Below are 17779 nucleotides of genomic sequence, written 5' to 3' on the forward strand. Positions count from 1 at the left end.
CATGCTGAGCCGTGTTTACCACCGCCCGAAATGCCCACAGTGCCACTACCGCAAAAGCGCCGCCGACTTCCGCGACCCCGGCACCGGCGCGCCACTGCCCGCTTGTAAGCATTGCCTGCGCCGCCAGCAGCGAGGGGGTGTTCAGTGATCGATGGGCTGACCTGTTTTCTGTTTGGCGTACTGGTGGGCGTCTTCCTGGTGATTGCCTGCTGGACCGCAGCGTTTTGCCTGGGGGCAAAAGATCTCAATCAGCGTGGAGAGCAAGACGATGGATAAAGCATTGAAAGGTGGGCAGCAGGCGCGTCGTGCTGCATTGCTGTGCCAAAACGTGCGCTTTGGTTTTTATCTGGATTGCCGTCGCCGCCAGGTGAAGGGGCTTGATTACCACCAACTCCCTGATGGTACCCACAGCCCTGAAGATTGCGCCGATTTCCTTCGTCACTCATGCGGTATTCAGAGCCGTGCCGAGCTGGACCATAACGATACGGCGCGAGCCATGCTGGAGCGGATTGTTGCCGATTACCAACATTGGGAGCGTCAGCAGCGAATGCTCGATCGCATAGCGGAGGGGATGGCGTGACGTTACGAATCCAGAAACCCCGCCGCCCTAGAGCACTGACCAAAAGCGGCGCGCCCCGGGCCAAGCCGGTGGATTGGGAAGGGCAGGAGCAAACCGTGCTAATCCGCTGGCTGTATGGCGAGAAGATGCGCGGTACCGAGGTGGGGCAGCTCTTCGACGCGATTTACCACGTGCCCAACGGTGGCCAGCGCAGCAAGAAAACCGCCAGTGATCTTAAGCGGCAGGGCGTGAAGGCTGGCGTGTCCGATCTGCCCGTGCGCCAAGCCCGCGGCGGTTGGTTTGGCTTGTACCTGGAGTTTAAAGCAACGCCCCCGCGTGACGCTGCTTTGGCGGCTAGCCAGTTCGATTGGCTGGAGGATAGCGAGTACGAAGGTTACTGCGCCGTGCTGGCGCGAGGGCTCGATGAGGCGAAAGCGGTGTTGCGGGAATACGCCAGTTGGCCACGTACACAAATCGTGGGTGATCGGCTGGCGCTGGAGAGTGGTAGTGAATGGAGGAAGGGGTGATGACGCAGCTTAAGGGGAAAGTGATGCAATTTGACGAGTGGAAGCGGGTATCGAACCCCTGGCGAGTGGTAGAAGCTGCGAAGACCAATGAGGCAGCCCGTAATGCTGCCGTGGCTCGTATCATCGACACGATGCTGGAGCTGCAGCTGGACTACCGGCACGATAACCCAGGTTTCCAACCGTTCAGCGTGACCGCACTGGCGGGGCAGGTGCCCGGAGGCGGTGGCCGCAGTGACCAGGCAATGCTTGCGGCTATGCGCTATCACCCGCAAAGCGAATGGCATAAGGCGTGCGCCAAGATGCTGGACCAGCTACCGCGACGCCAAGCCGCCGCCATGTTGATGCAAGCAGCCCGCATACGTCCGGAAAAGATGGGCAACAGTATTTGGATGGTGACTGCCAGGCAGATGGTGGAGCGGCAGGAGGTGTTGCTCAGGGCGCTGGGGCTTAATGAGGGGGTAAGGCATTTTGAGAGTGTGGAAGCGTTGCAGGTGGCGGGTAGGCGGGGGCGTAAGTGGTTGTGGCAGGTGTTGGCGGTGGGAAAAGTATTACAGGCATAAATTGTATTCTGTTGGAGAACAAAATCATGGTAGAAAAAACTAATAAGTCAACGTTCTAGATAAGTGAATATTTATAAATAATTGCGGGGGAAAGTCTGTGACAATGCTTTGTGGAGAGTTTTTCAAGTTTGTAGATACGAAGTCAGCAGTACCATTCAGTGTTTGAACGATTATTTTTTTAAGACGGCCTGCTTGCAGGCCGTTGATTGATGAATCTTGTATTTGCTAAGTTATTAAAATTCTTGCTCATCATATCTGTTAATTTGTTTATCAACATGGTTGATAAATATCTCTGCTTCTGAAATGAGTTCATTTAGCTCATCATCCGTGACTAATATTATCTCACCATCTTTATTTTTACCTCCCCTATGAACCAAATTATGTCTTTTAATCACTGCTTGGAATATATTCGATAGGTCACTTGGGAAGCTGACTTCTAAAGTTGATTTATACATAGGTTTTATTTTTTTTATATTGTGCCACATAAGGCCGAGCAAGTAATCTTTGACATCGCTTTCGATTCTGTCATGTTTTGTGAATACTTCGGACAAGCAAAAACTTTGCTTTTTGAACTCTGGGTTTGATTCTACGAATTTACGGAGTACGCCTTTGTTCTCCAGAACCGTACTAATGAAAGCGTCAGAAAGATAAGTTTCAATTGCTGTGATGATGTTTACATATAAAAGCCCAAGCAAGTGTTGCTTAGCATCACTGCTGATTTTGCTCTCATGTATAACCTTGACATGATTAATAGACGTCTTGAAAGATTCAAAGTACTTATTGCCAGTTAAATATGCTTCTAAATAAGAGTCATCGTAATCATCTGGGCTTTCTCTACCTGTCCACTCTGGGCAATCAGCTGATAATTCTTCTGCTAATGATTCAATCAGCTCATCATCTACGAATTCACAAAAAACAGTTAATTCGTCATGAGCATAGTATGGGCCTCCCCATATATAGATATAACCACCCTCCCTCGATTCATACGGGGTTCTCTCAACTGGATCTTCATAATTATCAAAAAACCATTCTCTCATTAATTCAATTTTTTCTTCTTGGGAGAGCTGTTGAAAATCCTCAACCGTATAAGTTGTACCAGCGATAGTAATAATTCTATCATCATTGTGCATGCTATCTCCTATTAACTCTAATGTTTGATTCTATATATATTGAAATGAATTTTAATTGTCTTGAGTAAGCTTTTTGATGTCAATCATGGTGCCCTCTCCGAATTCTAGACATCTGATTTTTTTAAATCTTTGATTTAATTTAAATTGATCGATTGTTTTTATTTCAGCATTAGTTCTAAGTGAGTATGTGATTAAGTATTTTTCATTCTCTTTAACTCTTTGCTCTTTGATAGCTTTGTCTGTAAAGCTTACATTGAATTCAGTTTCACTGTCTATATCTTTAAATGTTACCTCAAAACTTTTCTCGTCATCTGTCAATTTCATGATATCTACTACTTTCGCAGATACAAAAACTAAATCTGGATTAAAATGTTTAATAATTTTATAAATTAAATTTTCAAATTGCTGTTTGCCTCCGAATAGATTCAGCCTTGAGGCAATAGGTAAATTATTTCCTTCAAAAGTTTTAGTGTTTCTTTCAATGTCAAAGTGCACGTTAACTATATTTGTTTTATTGAATGCATCGCTATCCACTGGGTTTTTAGCAAACGGGTTATGGAATATGAACAGCCCATCTGACAAGTATTCAGGGCTATCTGGCGATACAATCTGAGGTTTAAAGTGAGGAGGGGTAGTATCATGTCTTATACATAATACTGAATTAGTTATGAAATGTGATTTCTGTTGAGAGATCGATAATGATGTCAGTTTTCCTAAAGTCATAGTGCAGCTAAAAATTATAGCTGATACATGCTCCATGTTGTTGTCTAAAAACAATCCAATTGGGATAGTAGAACTACTGTCTGGTTTGACTATATTTTCTTTCTTACTAAAATTATCATTCAAATTGTTATAATAAGACCCATATAGGAGCGCAAACATAGCATAAAAAAAATTATTGCCATAATTGATTTGTTCATAGCCGCTAAGAGCTATTATGTATGGAGCAGTTAAGTCGAAGTCTTCGTCTTCACTGTAGCCGTTGTATTTTTTTTCCACTTCTATTTCTATGCCATCCTTTATTTTTTTGGTTTTTTTTGTGTAACCAGTATACATGTTGCTTTTTGCTAAAATCGATCCTGAGTATCTTGTTATTGATTCTCTTAAATTATCATCAAAGTCTTTTTGCATATGCGCAGGTTTTATCATAGACATAATGTCATCAAAAGTTCTTGTGTCTTCTTTTGGGCCTTTATCTTTGATGTTTGCTACTGTGGCCTCGACGTAAATTTTTTTCGGCTTTATTATTCTGAAGTCGGGCCTATTTTTTTTGAAGTCAATTTCGAATCCAGCTTCTTTGAAGACAGCGAATAAATAAAACTCCCAGAAAGCTGAGTGAAAATTTTCCTGAAAATCTTGAATAATTTTATTGTCTCTATCTATGAAGCCTTCAATCCAGTCTTTTAAGATATCATGCTCGCCTGATAGGGATAAGTGATCCTTTACGAGTTTGAATTTAGGGTGCAGTTTTTTCTTATCTACTATCTCTGTAAACAGGTCTAACATTTTTATTTCCTTACTCTTTGGTTGTGGAAAGTGTTAGGGTGCTGATTTAAAATCAAGTATTTGTATTAAAGAAGTTTTTAAGTGTATGGAAGTTGATTGTTTTTATATACTTTACTCTGTAGCGAATATGTTATAGTTATACGCTTTATTCGCTAATTTCTTTTTAGTGCCAATGATAACTTGTTAATTTAAATTAATATAGTCTAAGTTCAATAAATTGTGAAGCCCAAGCCACTATTGCTCTCATATCTCAGGGTGATTGAATGAAACGCTTGCATACGTGTCGTGATTGAGATACTGTTGATGTCAGTATGCATCACTTGCGCGAATTAATACCATTATCATAAAGCCCTGCCGGTCACCCGGCGGGGCTTTTGCGTTTCTGTCGCTTCAGTAATTGAGGTCAGCTATGTCGGCTCATTCTCCTACTCATTGGCTTGAGGAGGCGGAACTCCTGCGCGTGGAGCCAGCACCGCCCAAAGACACGCGAGCGGGCAGCGTGGCTGCTTTCCTCGATATGCTGGCCTATGCCGAAGGCACGCCGCGTTTCGGTTATGAGGATGGCTACAATGTGATAGTTGGCGGCGAGACGTTCGAGAGTTACGACGATCACCCACGCCAGCTTATCTGGCTTCCTGCTTATGAAATCCACTCCAGCGCAGCAGGGCGTTACCAGTTTCTCACTCGCACCTGGGACGATCTCGCTAAGCGCTTTAACCTGCCCGACTTCACGCCCGCCAACCAAGATCTAGGCGCGGTGCATCTCATTCGCCAATGTAAGGCGCTTTCCCTCATTCACGATGGCCGCATTCGTGAAGCTATACATGCTTGCCGGAAGATTTGGGCGAGCCTGCCAGGTGCTGGCTATGGCCAGCGTGAGCTAGCCACCGATGAACTGCTGCAGGTGTATGAAGCCAGTGGCGGTGTATCCATCGACTAACTGACGAGGCCCGCCTGAGAGGTGCGCCATGAATTCAAGACGAAAAGAGAAACGCACCATGCCAAACCGCGACCCGAACAACTGGCAGTGGCTGCTTGAGTACATGCCGATCGCGCTGGTCTCTATCGTGACGTTTGCCATGGCGTTTGTGCGTGGTGTGCATGAGGGCGGCAGTTTCAAGCGCTCTCTACTGGGGGCGGTCATGTGCACGCTCTTAGCAACGCCGCTATTTCCTGTATTCCTGTGGATCGCGGAGTCGCAAGGCTGGCCACCCATCATTGCGTTCCCGCCCTGCGTGTTTCTGGCGTTCCTGGGTACTGATTGGATGCGGGAAAAGGCCGACGGCCTCTATGAGGTCTTTCTCGGCTTTCTCCGGAAGCTTCTCAAATGATCGGCGCGCTCAAGAGCCGGGCGCTGGTCGGCTTAGCCCTGGTGAGCGCCTATCTCTACTGGCTGCACGTCACTAGCCAGCGGGACGCCTACCAAGCCGAAGCCGAGCGCCAGCAAGCGCGGGCCGAGATCCTGCGGGAGCACCAGCAGTGGCAGCGCCAGCAGATTGAAACGCTCAGCGCCGCCATGGCCGAGCGCGACCGCACGCTAACCACGATTGCCGACGACATGCGCGCCAGCACAGCGGCGCTCGAACGATTGGGAGAGACCGATGCTGAAGCGCGTGATTGGCTCGGTAGCGATAGGCCTAGCGTTATCACTGACTGGGTGCGCGAGCTCCAAAGTTCAGCCGATGGAGATCCAGTGCCACGGGCCAACGGTACCCGCGCACCTAACCAGTGAGCTACCCGCGCCGCCGTTGATTCTGCAAGGCAATAAAGGCTTATTGTTGCTCCTCGCAGAGTATGGGGCGCTCCGCCGCTGGTTTAATGCTGATCGGGCGGCGGTGGTAGAGATCTACTCAAAGGACGCCGGTGAGAACCAATGCATTTGACTGACAGGAATACTTAGGCGATAACAAGCTTCCACAGATCGGGGGCATGCTATGGATATCATTGAGGCAAGGACTCTAGCGCAGAGAGCGTTTCAAAATGGATATATCGTCGTCTTCGATAGGAAAGAAGGTTCGATGGTAGCTAGCGATGATCAGTGCGTTAGAACCGATCAAGCATTCAGCTTCTGTAGAGAAGTGCTGTTCGATCACTATGCTGATATCCCTGATGATGATCCTCAAGGCAGAAGTCTTAGGCAGATTGAATCAGAGGAAGAGCTGATCCAAGGCTTCCAAGAAGTGAGTAGTGAATTCATGTTCTTTGCTCTGGGTGCTCGCTTCGACAACGCAAGCCTTGAGGAAGTCTTGGCTGATTGCAAAGAGCGGTTATTCTTTCCGCCCTGGTACATCATTTACCGTGGGCAACTCATATTTGGCACTGCGTAAGAGGCTTGCCCGGCTGCGAATGTCGGGCAACGTTGTATTGTCAAGCTAACCGCGCTAAGGCTGATTCTTGGTTAGCGATGTGTTGATACTGCATTGAACATCGAGCAATGTATCTAGCCAACGGTCAGGAGCAGCCGTGCTAGTAACATTAAAATTTCTAACAGCGTTTTGAAGCGTAGGCTGGTAAATATATTCTTCGCTCTCGGTTTGCGCGCCAGTACGGCCGGGCAGTTTGCCTGATTTCGCCCCCTCTTCTAGACAACGTTTTAGAGCTTTAAAGCGCTCTCTGTGCTCATTGGTGGCTTTAAATCCCTCTTCGGACGCAATATCGATTAAATCGCTTATCTCATCGCTGATAAGTTGAAGCTCTTGCTGAACCGCATCTGGGTTGTCCATTGATTGATCCTTGATGGGAGAGTGATGCTTCCATCTTAGTGGTTTGCTTTCACATCCGTAATAGCAGATTAAGTGCACCGTAATGGTGCAAAAAAGCGGGTCTTTCCTGGAGCGCATGTCTAGTCCACGGAGGTAGGCAGTTTCTGAATGCGAAACATTTTTAACAATTTAGGATCGTCAGCAGCATGAGGATGGAGCCCTCATGGTTTCCTTGATGCGGGATGCCGGTGCTGCCGAAATTCATAGGGTGATATTGCTGATTGGATGATAAATGTGTGGCAGAGATCAATCACCTTGAATAGGCCTATACGGGCATATCATAAGATTGTCTCAGTTGTTTTTTCTTCGTCGCCACACAGTAAGAAGGCGTCTACAAGAAGGTGAGAGTGGTGCCTTCTGGGTTTGAGAGATATTCCAAAGCACGCTCATATGTCTTATGTTGATATATCAACCAACAGGATGGTGAGTGTATGAAACGGGTATTGGCAGTAGCGATAGCAGTAGCCATGGCGGGCGTTGCTTATGCAGACCCCACCATAGACGGCTCTAACCCTCGATATTACGATAGGTCGCTTGAAGAGATTCGTGCTTCTCTGGATGAAAGCGAGGTCGAGCGCTTTGATGATGCACTGGAAGCATTACTGATGCGCCGCTCTCAAGAGGGTCTCACGGTGATTGAGATGAGTGAGCTAAGCGATGATGAGCTAGAAGATCTCGCTACCGAGGCTCGTCGGAGTTTGCATGGGCTGAGCGGTCAAGAGGTATTAGCACTTGCCGGGGAGCAGCCGGACAAAACGAAAGACAGTAATGCGCTTGAAGAGCCCATTGCGCAAGAAATGCTGAGTCGATTTGTCGTGGAAAATGCGGAGTATCGGCTGAGTGAAGAGGGCTCCTCGGGCAGTGCCCCGGTCATCGAGCTACGTGTCACTAACAACACCGGTGAGCCGGTGGCGCGGGTGCACTTCCGAGGTGTTTTGCAAAGCCCGGGGCGCTCGGTTCCTTGGGTCGATGAAACGTTCTATTACACCATTTCAGGGGACATTGAGCCCGGCGAAACGCTGGAATGGAGCCTAGCACCGGATCGTTCGGGGCCATGGGGGAATCCATCTATATCCGATGATGCGATGCTAAGTATGGAAGTGCTTCGGTTAGATGATCCTTCTGGCAATACCCTATGGGAAAGACCCTGAGCGTTGTCAGTGCAAAAACCCGCGTCGGCGGGTTTTTTTTTATGCTCGTCATGATGGCGAAGAAATCAAATATCCTCACCCCGCAGCAAGCCCGGGCTCCCGCTTCAAACCTCAATTATCGTGATTCTAGTTGACGTATATCATCCTTTTACAAGGATGTTTACTGCGCTGCAGCATGGTGGGCTATGCTGATAGTTGGCGTCACAAGGAGTCACGCAATGAATTCTGCATCCCCAGCAGCCGATAAACATGTGAGATGGCACGCGCTTTCTGAAGAGGAGGCGTTACACCAGCAGTCGTCTTCCCATGTTGGCTTGTCGAGTCAAGAGGCTCAGGAGCGTTTAGCACGTTACGGAGAAAATCGTCTTCAGCGCGCACAAGGGCGGCCATGGTACCGGCGGCTGCTCGCGCAGTTTGCCAATATCTTAATGTTAATTCTGTTAGTGGCTGCGGTGGCGAGCTTTCTACTTGGGCACCTGATTGATGCTGCCGCGATTGTGGGCGTGGTAGTTATCATCGCCCTGATTGGTTTCTTTCAAGAAGGTAAAGCAGAGCAGGCGCTGGATAGTATTCGCCATATGTTATCGCCTCAGGCGAATGTGTTGCGTGATGGTAAGCGCACCACGGTTCCTGCAGAGGCATTAGTGCCCGGCGATATTGTATTGATCGAGAGTGGTGATCGGGTACCCGCTGATGTGCGGCTGGTAGAGGTGCGGCGCTTACGAACAGAGGAAGCGGCACTGACGGGAGAGTCAGTGCCGGTGGATAAGCAGGCCGCGTTGGTAGGTGAGAATACCGATTTAGCGGAGCGCAACAGTATGGCGTTTGCCAGTACCATTGTGGTGCAGGGCAATGCGCGAGGTTTGGTGGTGGCGACGGGGGCGCACACCGAAATTGGTAAAATTTCAGAATTGCTGCGCAGCGTTGAGAAAATCAAGACACCTTTGCTGCAGCAGTTAGACCGAGCCGGTCGTGTGCTAGCGGTGTTTATACTCGCAGCAGCAGGCTTAACGGCGTTATTGGGCACGTTGATACATCAACAGCCCGCCAGTGACATGTTTATGGCCGCGGTAGGCTTGGCGGTGGCCGCCATCCCCGAAGGCTTGCCCGCTATTGTGACCATTGGCCTAGCCCTTGGCGTACAGCGTATGGCGAAGCGCCAAGCCATTATTCGGCGTTTGCCGGCGGTAGAAACTCTGGGCTCCATCTCCACTATCTTTTCTGACAAAACCGGCACGCTTACCCGTAACGAAATGACCGCGCAAGCGATATGGCTGGCCGATGAGCGGTTTACTATTGATGGCATTGGCTTTGTGCCAGAAGGGGGCTTTCACCGGGTCTCTTTGTCTCAAGGAGCGCTCAATACGCCTATTGAACTGAAGGAGACACCTGCACTGACGCATTTTTTACACGCCGGTGCGCTATGCAACGATGCCGAGCTACATTGCGTGGAGGAGCGCTATCAAGTATTTGGTGATCCCACGGAAGGCGCGATGGTGGTCGCGTCTGAAAAGGCGGGTATTGTGACGCAAACGATACGTCAACAGTATCCGCGCATCGATGCTATCCCCTTTGACTCAGAATATAAGTATATGGCCACGCTTCATGCGATGGGAGAGACGCGTAGGGTCTTCGTGAAGGGAGCACCGGATCGTATTATTGAAATGTGTTCCCAGGTGGCCACTAAAGAGGGCGAGCAGCCGATAGAGCAAGCGGTGTGGGAGGCGCGCATTCAGGAGCTTTCATCACAAGGCCTGCGGGTACTGGCGATTGCCGATAAAACCATGGAAGGGCAAGAGCCGCTGGATCATCAGCACGTGCAAACCGGCCTGCGCTTACTGGGCATTATTGGCCTGTTAGACCCACCGCGCCAAGAGGCGATTGAAGCGGTGAGGCGTTGCCAGTTAGCAGGTATTCGCCCAGTGATGATTACTGGAGACCACGCCGCGACGGCGCTGGCAATTGCTAAGCAGCTGGGATTCTCGCAAACGGACAAAGCGCTAACAGGGCGAGAAATGGAAGCCATGACTGATAGCGAGCTGGAAGCGATTATTTTGGAGGTTGATGTCTTTGCCCGCGCGTCCCCTGAACATAAATTGCGTTTGGTAAAAGCCATGCAGGCTCGGGGCGGCGTTTGTTCAATGACGGGCGATGGCGTTAATGATGGTCCGGCGTTAAAGCGTGCAGATGTAGGTGTCGCGATGGGGATCCAGGGCACTGAGGCGGCGAAAGATGCGTCAGAGATGGTATTGGCCGACGACAACTTTGCCACCATTGTGCGAGCGATTGAGGAAGGCCGAAAAGTCTACGATAACATCCGTAAGACGATCACCTTTATTCTGCCCACTAACGGGGCTCAGGGGTTAGCCATCATGTTGGCCGTGTTGGCAGGCTCTACGCTACCCGTTACACCGCTTCAGGCGCTATGGGTGAACATGGTCGTTGCGATTACGCTAGGGCTGGCGCTTGCCTTTGAGTCGGGAGAAAAAAATCTTATGCAGCGCAAACCCCGTGACCCTAGGGCACCCTTATTAGATATGTTCTTACTGTGGCGCGTTGTCTTCGTGTCGACCCTGCTGCTCGTTTGTGTGTTTGGTATGTTTAGTGGGCTTGTGGCGCAGGGCGGAAGTGTGGAGCTGGCGCGTACAGGGGCAGTGAATATGTTGGTAGCGGGCAGCGCGGCCTATCTCATCAATAGCCGCTATTTGCTTAATAGTACGCTGTCGTTCCAGGGTATCTTCGGCAGCAAGCCGGTGTGGTTGGCGATTGCCGTGGTGATGGTGTTGCAGTTTAGCTTCACCTACCTTCCGTTCATGCAATTTATCTTCGCCAGTGAGGGGCTCTCCTTTTTCCACTGGTGCGCAATACTGATAATGAGCATGTCGGTATACGTTGTTATTGAGCTGGAAAAGGCAGCATGGCGTCGATTTTCACCTGACGCGCTTATCCAGTAATGAATAGCTGATAAAGCCGTGTGCTGCATGCAGCACGCGGCTTTTTAAAAACAAGAGGTTAGTAAGAGAAGGTCAACCTTGCGCTTTATGATCAGCAAGGGCGGCAGCAACCGCTTCTTCCCACTGCCCGGCAGTGATGCCCCAGTGCTCCATTTCGGCTTGATCGGGGGAGCCTTCTGCTGCGCTGTTGAGCTCTTCAGGAGAGTAGCGCTCAAAACAGTGCTTCGCGAAAGCTTTGGTTTGGCCGTCCTGTAACTGGTTGATTATTTCCATGTGTTGCTCCTTTCCTTGGTGAAAATCAGCTCGTCAACGCTAAATATTGCGGAGATAGAAGCCTTTAGTGTAGCGGCTATCGTTTGGTTTTGCAGAAAGGTGCATCTGTTAGGGGTATGCCAGTACCGTATCCACGATGATTTTAAGCGCAATACTCGCCAGCAAACACATAACGAGGTTATCGAACCAGCAATGGGGTAAGCGTTTGCCAAGCGTTGCGCCAATGGGCATCGCTGCCAGTATGACCAGCAGGGCACCGAGGCTGTACAGGGTGCGTTCTCCTGTCAGTATGCCAGTGCTTAGCAGGGCAGGAATTTGCACCAGCGTAATCGCCACAAAAAATACCGAGATGGAGCCAATAAACACGCGGCGTTCAAGCTGCATGGCATTTAAGAATGTGACGGAGGCCGGTGCGGACATGCCTGCCGCGCCCTGCAGCACACCAGCGACTAACCCAACAGGCAGCACGATGCGCTCTGCAATGGTAAACGGCAGTGTGGCCTTACGCTTAACCAGCTTAATGGCAAGATACAGAAGAATGGCCCCTGCCACCCCTAGCGAGAGCAGCGTCGGTGATAGGACGACCAACCCCCAGGTGCCAAGCACAATGCCCGCGCCACCGGCCATTGCAAAGCTAAAGAGAAAGCGTAAGGGCAGAAGGTGTTGGCGGTACTGCCATACTTGAAGTGCATTGCTGAACAGGTTGGGAGCTACCAGCACGGCAATGGCCAGTTTAACGTCGTAGAGCATGGTCAATACAGGCACAACGACCACAGGCACTCCAGAGCCTATTGCTCCCTTAACGATGCCTGCAACAACCAAGGTAAGCAGTGCAATGATCACAGCAAACTCTCTTTAGCAGGCACCGCTACAGGGTGCCTGCCGTTGGCGGTTATTAACCTGTTATTTAAGCACGTAGCAGGGCGTGTAGGGCTGGCCGTCAAGCTTCATGCGCCCCTGGGCAACAAAGGAGCTGAGCAGTGCGTCTAAACGCTGCATCAGTTCCGGCTCAGCGGTGAGCTCGAAGGGGCCATGGGCTTCAATGGCGCGGATGCCTGGCTCTTTCACGTTGCCCGCCACAATGCCGGAAAAAGCGCGCCGTAGATTAGCGGCCAGCTCATGCGTGGGCTGCTGGCGGTGAAGGGCGAGGCCTCGCATGGCGTCGTGGGTGGGCTCAAACGGTGCTTGGAACTCACGGGCGATGGTTAAACGCCAGTTGTAGTAGAAAGCATCTTGATGCTGGCGTCGGAACTCGGCAATTTGATCAATGCCATCACGCATCTTGCGAGCAACAGCCACTGGGTCGCCGGTAATGATGGTGTAGTAGCGGCGAATCTCCTCACCCAGGGTGTACACCAGGAATTCATCGATTTTCTGAAAGTACGCCGCGGAGTTAGCGGGACCGGTAAACACGAGCGGGAAGGGGATCTCTTTGTTACTGGGGTGCAGCAAAATACCCAGCAGATAGAGAATCTCCTCAGCGGTGCCCACGCCACCAGGGAAGACGATAATACCGTGGCCTAGGCGTACAAACGCTTCTAGGCGCTTTTCGATATCTGGCATCACCACCAGTTCATTAACGATGGGGTTAGGCGCTTCGGCAGCAATAATGCCAGGCTCTGAGATGCCCAAGTAACGGCCGTCTTTACGGCGCTGCTTGGCATGCGCCACGTTGGCCCCTTTCATAGGGCCTTTCATGGCACCTGGCCCGCAGCCGGTGCAAATGTCTAAATCTCGTAGGCCCAGGTGGTAGCCGACATCCTTGGTGTACTCATACTCTTCGCGGGAAATAGAGTGCCCGCCCCAGCACACCACTAAGCTGGGGTCGCGGCCGGGTTTCAGCGTTCCCGCCTTACGTAGAATATGAAATACCGCGTTGGTGGTACCTTCTCCCGTGCTGAGATCAAAGCGTTTGTGGTGCTGAATCTCATTATAAACGTACACAATGTCGCGAATAATCGAGGAGAGGTGCTCGCGAATACCGCGAATCATGCGTCCATCAACAAACGCTTCTGCGGGCGCGTTAGTCAGCTTTAAGCGAATGCCGCGATCTTGCTGCAGCACTTCGATATCAAAATCTTTATAGGCTTCTAGAATGGCCAAGCTGTCATCGGTGGGGCTGCCGCAATTAAGTACGGCAAGTGCGCAGCGGCGTAGTAAATCGTGCAAACCACTTTTGGACGTGCTCTTGAGTCGATTAACCTCATGTTGTGAGAGGACTTCAAGACTCCCTTCAGGAGAAATAATGCTGGAAATCGTGGCACGGGGCGCTGGGGTCTGCGTCATTAGTTGGGCTGTCCCTGAAAGTGTTGATAACGAAACTGCATACTAGCACGGCACTTAGCGCTGTTCAGCACCGCTGCTAAGCGCCCGTCATATCAGCGTTTGTGCTACGCTAGAGCCTCTGTAAGCGCGCAGCGGTGAGTGGAAATGGCGCCTGATGACGATGGATAATGAGGATGTTGCTTACACCCTATGTTTAATGCCCAATATTTTCGAACGTTTATAACGTTAGTGGAAACCGGCAGTTTCACACGAACGGCGCGCCGTTTAGAGATGACGCAGCCAGGGGTTAGCCAGCATATTCGTAAGTTGGAGAGCTATCTTGATAAAACGCTGCTAGAGCGCCGCGGCAGAAGTTTTACCCTGACCGAGTCTGGGCGTCGCGCTTATGATTATGCGTTAAAGCTGTTTGCCGAACATGAACAATTTCGCCATGGGCTGGATGATGATTCGCTCGATAGTGGCGAGTGCCGCATTGCCTCTCCTGGCAGCGTAGGGTTAATGTTTTATCCCTATATTCTCGGCCAGCAGCAGATGCACCCCAACCTGACCGTCAACTATAGTTTTGCATTTAATCACGAGATCGTTAACGACTTGCTGGAGGGTCGCTACGATATTGGTATCGTGACCGAGCAGGCGAACCATCCTGAACTGACGTGTACGGTGTGGCATAAAGAGCCGCTCTGTTTGGTGGTGCCCGCTGATTTTGCAGGAAGTACGCTCTCAGAGTTGATGGGGATCGGCTTTATCAACTATTACGATGGCATCAACCATGCCAATGCGTTGCTACGGGCCAACTACCCCGATGAGTTTCGTTCGATGACGCACTTTCGACACCAGGGCTTCACAAATGAAGTGAGCATGGTGCTAGATGCGGTGGCCAGGGGGCTAGGCTTTACGGTGGTTTCTCGCTTAGTGTTGGAGACCTCCCCGTGGCAACGGCAAGTCAAGGCGCTGGCGTTGCCGCAAGCGATTAATGAAGTGCTCTATCTGTTGCGTCGTCGTGACTCCGTGCTTCCCAAGCGCTATGAAAAGCTATTAAACGGTTTTCACGAGCAGCGGCTCCAAGAAAAAACGCCCCTGATACCCGAATAAGCGGGCCAGGGGCGCTATCCATCAAACTGCCGCCGGGGTGGCGGCGGCAGAGCGTTTAGCTTCGATATTCATCAATGCTCGGGCACGAGCAGATCAGCTGTCGATCACCAAAGACGTTATCAACCCGATTCACCGAAGGCCAGTATTTTGATGCGGTGACAGCGTCGGTAGGGAAGGCGGCCAGTTGGCGGTCGTAAGGGCGCTGCCAGTCGCTATCCATCAGGTCAGCTTGAGTGTGCGGAGCATTCACTAACGGATTGTTATCCAGCGGCCATTCACCGCTCTCTACCCGGGCAATCTCTTCACGAATCGCAATCATGGCATCGCAGAAGCGATCAATTTCATAAAGCGATTCGGATTCCGTTGGCTCAATCATTAGCGTGCCCGGAACAGGGAACGACATGGTCGGGGCATGGAAGCCAAAGTCCATCAAACGCTTGGCGATATCCTCTTCGCTAATGCCAGATGCACTCTTTAACGGGCGAATATCGATGATGCACTCGTGTGCCACGGTGCCGTTCTGGCCGCGATATAGAATCGGATAGGACGACTCTAAACGTTTGGCAATGTAGTTGGCGTTGAGAATCGCAAGCTCGGTGGCTTCACGAAGCCCACGCGCGCCCATCATCTTAATGTACGCCCACGAGATCGGAAGAATAGAAGCGCTGCCGAAGGCGGCCGCCGATACCGCGCCGCTCTCTGGGTTCACACCGTTGATAGGTGTTACCACGTGGTTAGACACAAACGGTGCAAGGTGCGCTTTAACACCAATCGGGCCCATGCCCGGGCCGCCGCCGCCGTGGGGGATACAGAACGTTTTGTGCAAGTTTAGGTGGGAGACATCGCCGCCGAAGTCGCCTGGGCGTGTTAGGCCTACCTGGGCGTTCATGTTGGCACCGTCCACGTATACTTGGCCACCGTATTGATGAACCACTTCACACACCTTACGCACGTGTGATTCAAACACGCCGTGGGTCGACGGGTAGGTAATCATCACGGCGGACAGGCGCTCGCTGTGCTGCTCGGCTTTGTGTGTTAAATCTTCCAGATCGATGTTGCCGTTGGCATCACACTCGACCACCACCACTTCCATGCTCAGCATGGCGGCGGAAGCCGGGTTAGTACCGTGGGCAGAGCTTGGAATCAAGCACACATCGCGGTGGGCTTCGCCTTGCGCTGCCTGATAGCGGCGAATCGCTAACAGGCCTGCGTATTCACCCTGCGCGCCTGAGTTAGGCTGCATGGAGATATGGTCATAGCCGGTGACTTCGACTAAGAACGCGGCCAGCTCATCAATCATTTGATGGTAACCCGCCACCTGATCACGCGGTGCGAACGGGTGCAGGTTGGAGAAAGCCGGCCATGAGACAGGAATCATCTCGCTAGTGGCGTTGAGCTTCATCGTGCACGAGCCCAATGGGATCATGGCATGCGCCAGCGAAAGGTCTTTATTTTCCAGACGCTTTAAGTAGCGCAGCATTTCAGTTTCGCTGCGATAGCGCTTGAACGTCGGGTGAGTCAGGAAATCGCTTTCGCGCTGATAGGCCGCTGGAATACCGCTCAGCTTATCGCTAACGACCTGCTCATCCAGTACGGCCACTGCTAGGCCGTGCTCATCGCCCAGCAGCACGTCAAACAAGGCGGCTACGTCGTGGGCGGTAGTCGTTTCATCCACGCTAATGCCCACATCACCGTTGGCGAAGTAGTGCAGGTTGATATCGTGGGTCATGGCGCGGCCATGAATCTTGCCCGCGTCTACCTGAGTAAGGCGTAAGGTGTCGAACCATGTGTTGTTCGCTAGCTGGATGCCTGCTTGTTGAAGGCCAGTGGCCAGCACGGTAGCCAGACGATGTACGCGACCAGCAATTTTGCGCAAGCCTTCGGCACCATGATAGGTCGCGTAAAAACCGGCAATGTTGGCCAGCAGCGCCTGGGCGGTACAAATATTCGATGTCGCTTTCTCACGGCGAATATGCTGCTCGCGGGTCTGCATGGCCATGCGCAGCGCGGTTTTGCCACGGCTGTCTTTGGAAACACCAATAATGCGACCTGGGATGGAGCGCTTAAGCTTATCGGAAGTGGCAAAAAACGCCGCATGTGGGCCGCCAAAGCCCATGGGGACGCCGAAGCGCTGGGAGTTACCCACGACAATATCCGCCCCCATCGTGCCAGGCTCTTTCAGCAGCACCAGGCTAAGCAGGTCGGTCGCGACACAGGTCATGATGCCACGCTCTTGCGCCGCTTTTAGCATGGGTGCTAGGTCGCTGACGCTGCCGCTGGCAGACGGGTACTGAACCAGTGCGCCAAACACATCGTGCTCGGCAAGGCTCTCAGCAGGGCCGGTGATCAGTTCAAAGCCAAAGAACTCGGCGCGGGTTTTGACCACGTCCAGCGTTTGCGGAAAGAGGTCGTCAGCCACAAAGAACGCGTTTGATTTACTCTTTTTATTGCCCCGCTTACACAGCGCCATGGCTTCAGCGGCGGCGGTGGCTTCATCCAGCAAAGAGGCGTTAGCAAGCTCCATGCCGGTTAAATCCATAATCACCTGCTGGAAGTTCAGCAAGCCTTCCAGGCGACCCTGGGAAATTTCAGGTTGGTACGGCGTGTAGGCGGTGTACCAGCCGGGGTTTTCAAGCACGTTGCGCTGAATCACCGCTGGCATGTGGGTGTTGTAGTAGCCCTGGCCGATATAGCTTTTGCTAACGCGGTTTTGGCGCGCTAACTGGCTCAAATACTCTAACGCTTCCGCTTCACTGCGGGGGTCGTCAAGGGCAAGTTCGCGACCTAAGCGAATATCGCTAGGCACGGTTTGCTCAATCAGGTCTTCCATGCGCTGTATATTGAGCGCTTTTAACATGGTGGCGACATCATCGGGGCTAGGCCCGTTATGGCGTTTGATAAAAGCATCGTGGTCGGCCAGTTCGGCCAAACGGCGTGATTCAAAAGGCATGGGGAGATTCCGGACGTGATGTGAAAACC

The 17779-nt window shown here is 51.4% G+C and carries 19 protein-coding genes; 12 read left to right on the plus strand and 7 right to left on the minus strand.

Annotated features, from left to right (window positions below; genetic code table 11):
- Position 1 precedes the first annotated feature (1 nt).
- Genes IEW65_RS06360 through IEW65_RS06375 form a run of 5 tightly spaced genes read left to right on the plus strand, consistent with a single transcriptional unit; the run spans position 2 to position 1646 of the window.
- On the plus strand, positions 2-148 hold the full coding sequence (locus IEW65_RS06360; protein WP_188638646.1) for a hypothetical protein: 147 nt from the start codon (positions 2-4) through the stop codon (positions 146-148).
- Positions 145-276: a hypothetical protein gene (locus IEW65_RS17160; RefSeq protein WP_268234708.1), complete on the plus strand. Its 132-nt coding sequence runs from the start codon at positions 145-147 to the stop codon at positions 274-276. Before IEW65_RS06360 ends, IEW65_RS17160 begins: the two co-directional genes overlap by 4 nt.
- Positions 269-580, plus strand: coding sequence for a hypothetical protein (locus IEW65_RS06365; protein WP_188638647.1), 312 nt, complete (start codon positions 269-271; stop codon positions 578-580). The genes IEW65_RS17160 and IEW65_RS06365 overlap by 8 nt, the downstream gene beginning before the upstream one ends.
- A complete protein-coding gene (locus IEW65_RS06370) occupies positions 577-1086 on the plus strand; it encodes a VRR-NUC domain-containing protein (protein WP_229755489.1) in 510 nt (169 codons plus the stop codon). The genes IEW65_RS06365 and IEW65_RS06370 overlap by 4 nt, the downstream gene beginning before the upstream one ends.
- Entirely contained in the window at positions 1086-1646 is a 561-nt protein-coding gene (locus IEW65_RS06375; RefSeq protein ID WP_188638648.1) for a hypothetical protein, read from the plus strand. The genes IEW65_RS06370 and IEW65_RS06375 overlap by 1 nt, the downstream gene beginning before the upstream one ends.
- Positions 1647-1879: 233 nt before the next feature.
- On the opposite strand, the gene IEW65_RS06380 is transcribed toward IEW65_RS06375, so the two are convergent.
- Both IEW65_RS06380 and IEW65_RS06385 read right to left on the minus strand, forming a co-directional pair.
- Complete coding sequence (locus IEW65_RS06380) at positions 1880-2776, minus strand: HEPN domain-containing protein (RefSeq protein ID WP_188638649.1); 897 nt, start codon at positions 2774-2776, stop codon at positions 1880-1882.
- A 51-nt stretch (positions 2777-2827) separates the two neighbouring features.
- Positions 2828-4282: a hypothetical protein gene (locus IEW65_RS06385; protein WP_188638650.1), complete on the minus strand. Its 1455-nt coding sequence runs from the start codon at positions 4280-4282 to the stop codon at positions 2828-2830.
- Positions 4283-4691: 409 nt separating this feature from the next.
- On the opposite strand from IEW65_RS06385, the gene IEW65_RS06390 reads away from it, so the two are divergent.
- The 4 genes from IEW65_RS06390 to IEW65_RS06405 all read left to right on the plus strand — a co-directional run bounded on the left by IEW65_RS06390 (position 4692) and on the right by IEW65_RS06405 (position 6609).
- Positions 4692-5222 (plus strand): glycoside hydrolase family 24 protein, encoded by a 531-nt coding sequence (locus tag IEW65_RS06390; RefSeq protein WP_188638651.1) that lies wholly within the window; start codon positions 4692-4694, stop codon positions 5220-5222.
- A 28-nt stretch (positions 5223-5250) separates the two neighbouring features.
- Positions 5251-5613 carry a phage holin family protein gene (locus tag IEW65_RS06395; RefSeq protein ID WP_083024915.1) on the plus strand — a complete coding sequence of 121 codons (363 nt, stop codon included), beginning with the start codon at positions 5251-5253 and terminating at the stop codon, positions 5611-5613.
- Positions 5610-6014: a hypothetical protein gene (locus tag IEW65_RS06400; protein WP_188638652.1), complete on the plus strand. Its 405-nt coding sequence runs from the start codon at positions 5610-5612 to the stop codon at positions 6012-6014. Before IEW65_RS06395 ends, IEW65_RS06400 begins: the two co-directional genes overlap by 4 nt.
- Positions 6015-6216: 202 nt before the next feature.
- Entirely contained in the window at positions 6217-6609 is a 393-nt protein-coding gene (locus IEW65_RS06405) for a hypothetical protein (protein ID WP_188638653.1), read from the plus strand.
- 54 nt (positions 6610-6663) lie between these two features.
- Here the strand turns inward: IEW65_RS06405 and IEW65_RS06410 are convergent, their stop codons facing one another.
- Positions 6664-7005, minus strand: a complete 342-nt coding sequence (locus tag IEW65_RS06410; RefSeq protein ID WP_188638654.1) for a hypothetical protein — start codon at positions 7003-7005, stop codon at positions 6664-6666.
- A 470-nt stretch (positions 7006-7475) separates the two neighbouring features.
- Here IEW65_RS06410 and IEW65_RS06415 point away from each other — a divergent pair, with 470 nt between their 5' ends.
- Positions 7476-8195, plus strand: coding sequence for a DUF6694 family lipoprotein (locus IEW65_RS06415; protein WP_188638655.1), 720 nt, complete (start codon positions 7476-7478; stop codon positions 8193-8195).
- A gap of 218 nt (positions 8196-8413) precedes the next feature.
- Positions 8414-11149: a cation-translocating P-type ATPase gene (locus tag IEW65_RS06420; protein WP_188638656.1), complete on the plus strand. Its 2736-nt coding sequence runs from the start codon at positions 8414-8416 to the stop codon at positions 11147-11149.
- Positions 11150-11221: 72 nt separating this feature from the next.
- Here IEW65_RS06420 and IEW65_RS06425 read toward each other — a convergent pair whose 3' ends face one another.
- The 3 genes from IEW65_RS06425 to ppnN form a co-directional block, all read right to left on the minus strand.
- The gene (locus tag IEW65_RS06425) at positions 11222-11422 is read right to left on the minus strand and encodes a hypothetical protein (RefSeq protein WP_188638657.1); all 201 of its coding nucleotides are present in this window, start codon (positions 11420-11422) and stop codon (positions 11222-11224) included.
- A gap of 108 nt (positions 11423-11530) precedes the next feature.
- The gene (locus tag IEW65_RS06430) at positions 11531-12265 is read right to left on the minus strand and encodes a sulfite exporter TauE/SafE family protein (protein WP_188638658.1); all 735 of its coding nucleotides are present in this window, start codon (positions 12263-12265) and stop codon (positions 11531-11533) included.
- 60 nt (positions 12266-12325) lie between these two features.
- Positions 12326-13708 carry a nucleotide 5'-monophosphate nucleosidase PpnN gene (gene ppnN, locus IEW65_RS06435; protein WP_308421449.1) on the minus strand — a complete coding sequence of 461 codons (1383 nt, stop codon included), beginning with the start codon at positions 13706-13708 and terminating at the stop codon, positions 12326-12328.
- Positions 13709-13897: 189 nt separating this feature from the next.
- Here ppnN and IEW65_RS06440 point away from each other — a divergent pair, with 189 nt between their 5' ends.
- Positions 13898-14800, plus strand: coding sequence for a LysR family transcriptional regulator (locus IEW65_RS06440; RefSeq protein WP_188638659.1), 903 nt, complete (start codon positions 13898-13900; stop codon positions 14798-14800).
- Positions 14801-14855: 55 nt separating this feature from the next.
- Here IEW65_RS06440 and gcvP read toward each other — a convergent pair whose 3' ends face one another.
- Complete coding sequence (gene gcvP, locus IEW65_RS06445) at positions 14856-17750, minus strand: aminomethyl-transferring glycine dehydrogenase (RefSeq protein ID WP_188638660.1); 2895 nt, start codon at positions 17748-17750, stop codon at positions 14856-14858.
- Positions 17751-17779: the final 29 nt, after the last annotated feature.

It is taken from the genome of Vreelandella lutescens (genome assembly GCF_014640815.1).
GTDB classification, from domain to species: domain Bacteria; phylum Pseudomonadota; class Gammaproteobacteria; order Pseudomonadales; family Halomonadaceae; genus Vreelandella; species Vreelandella lutescens.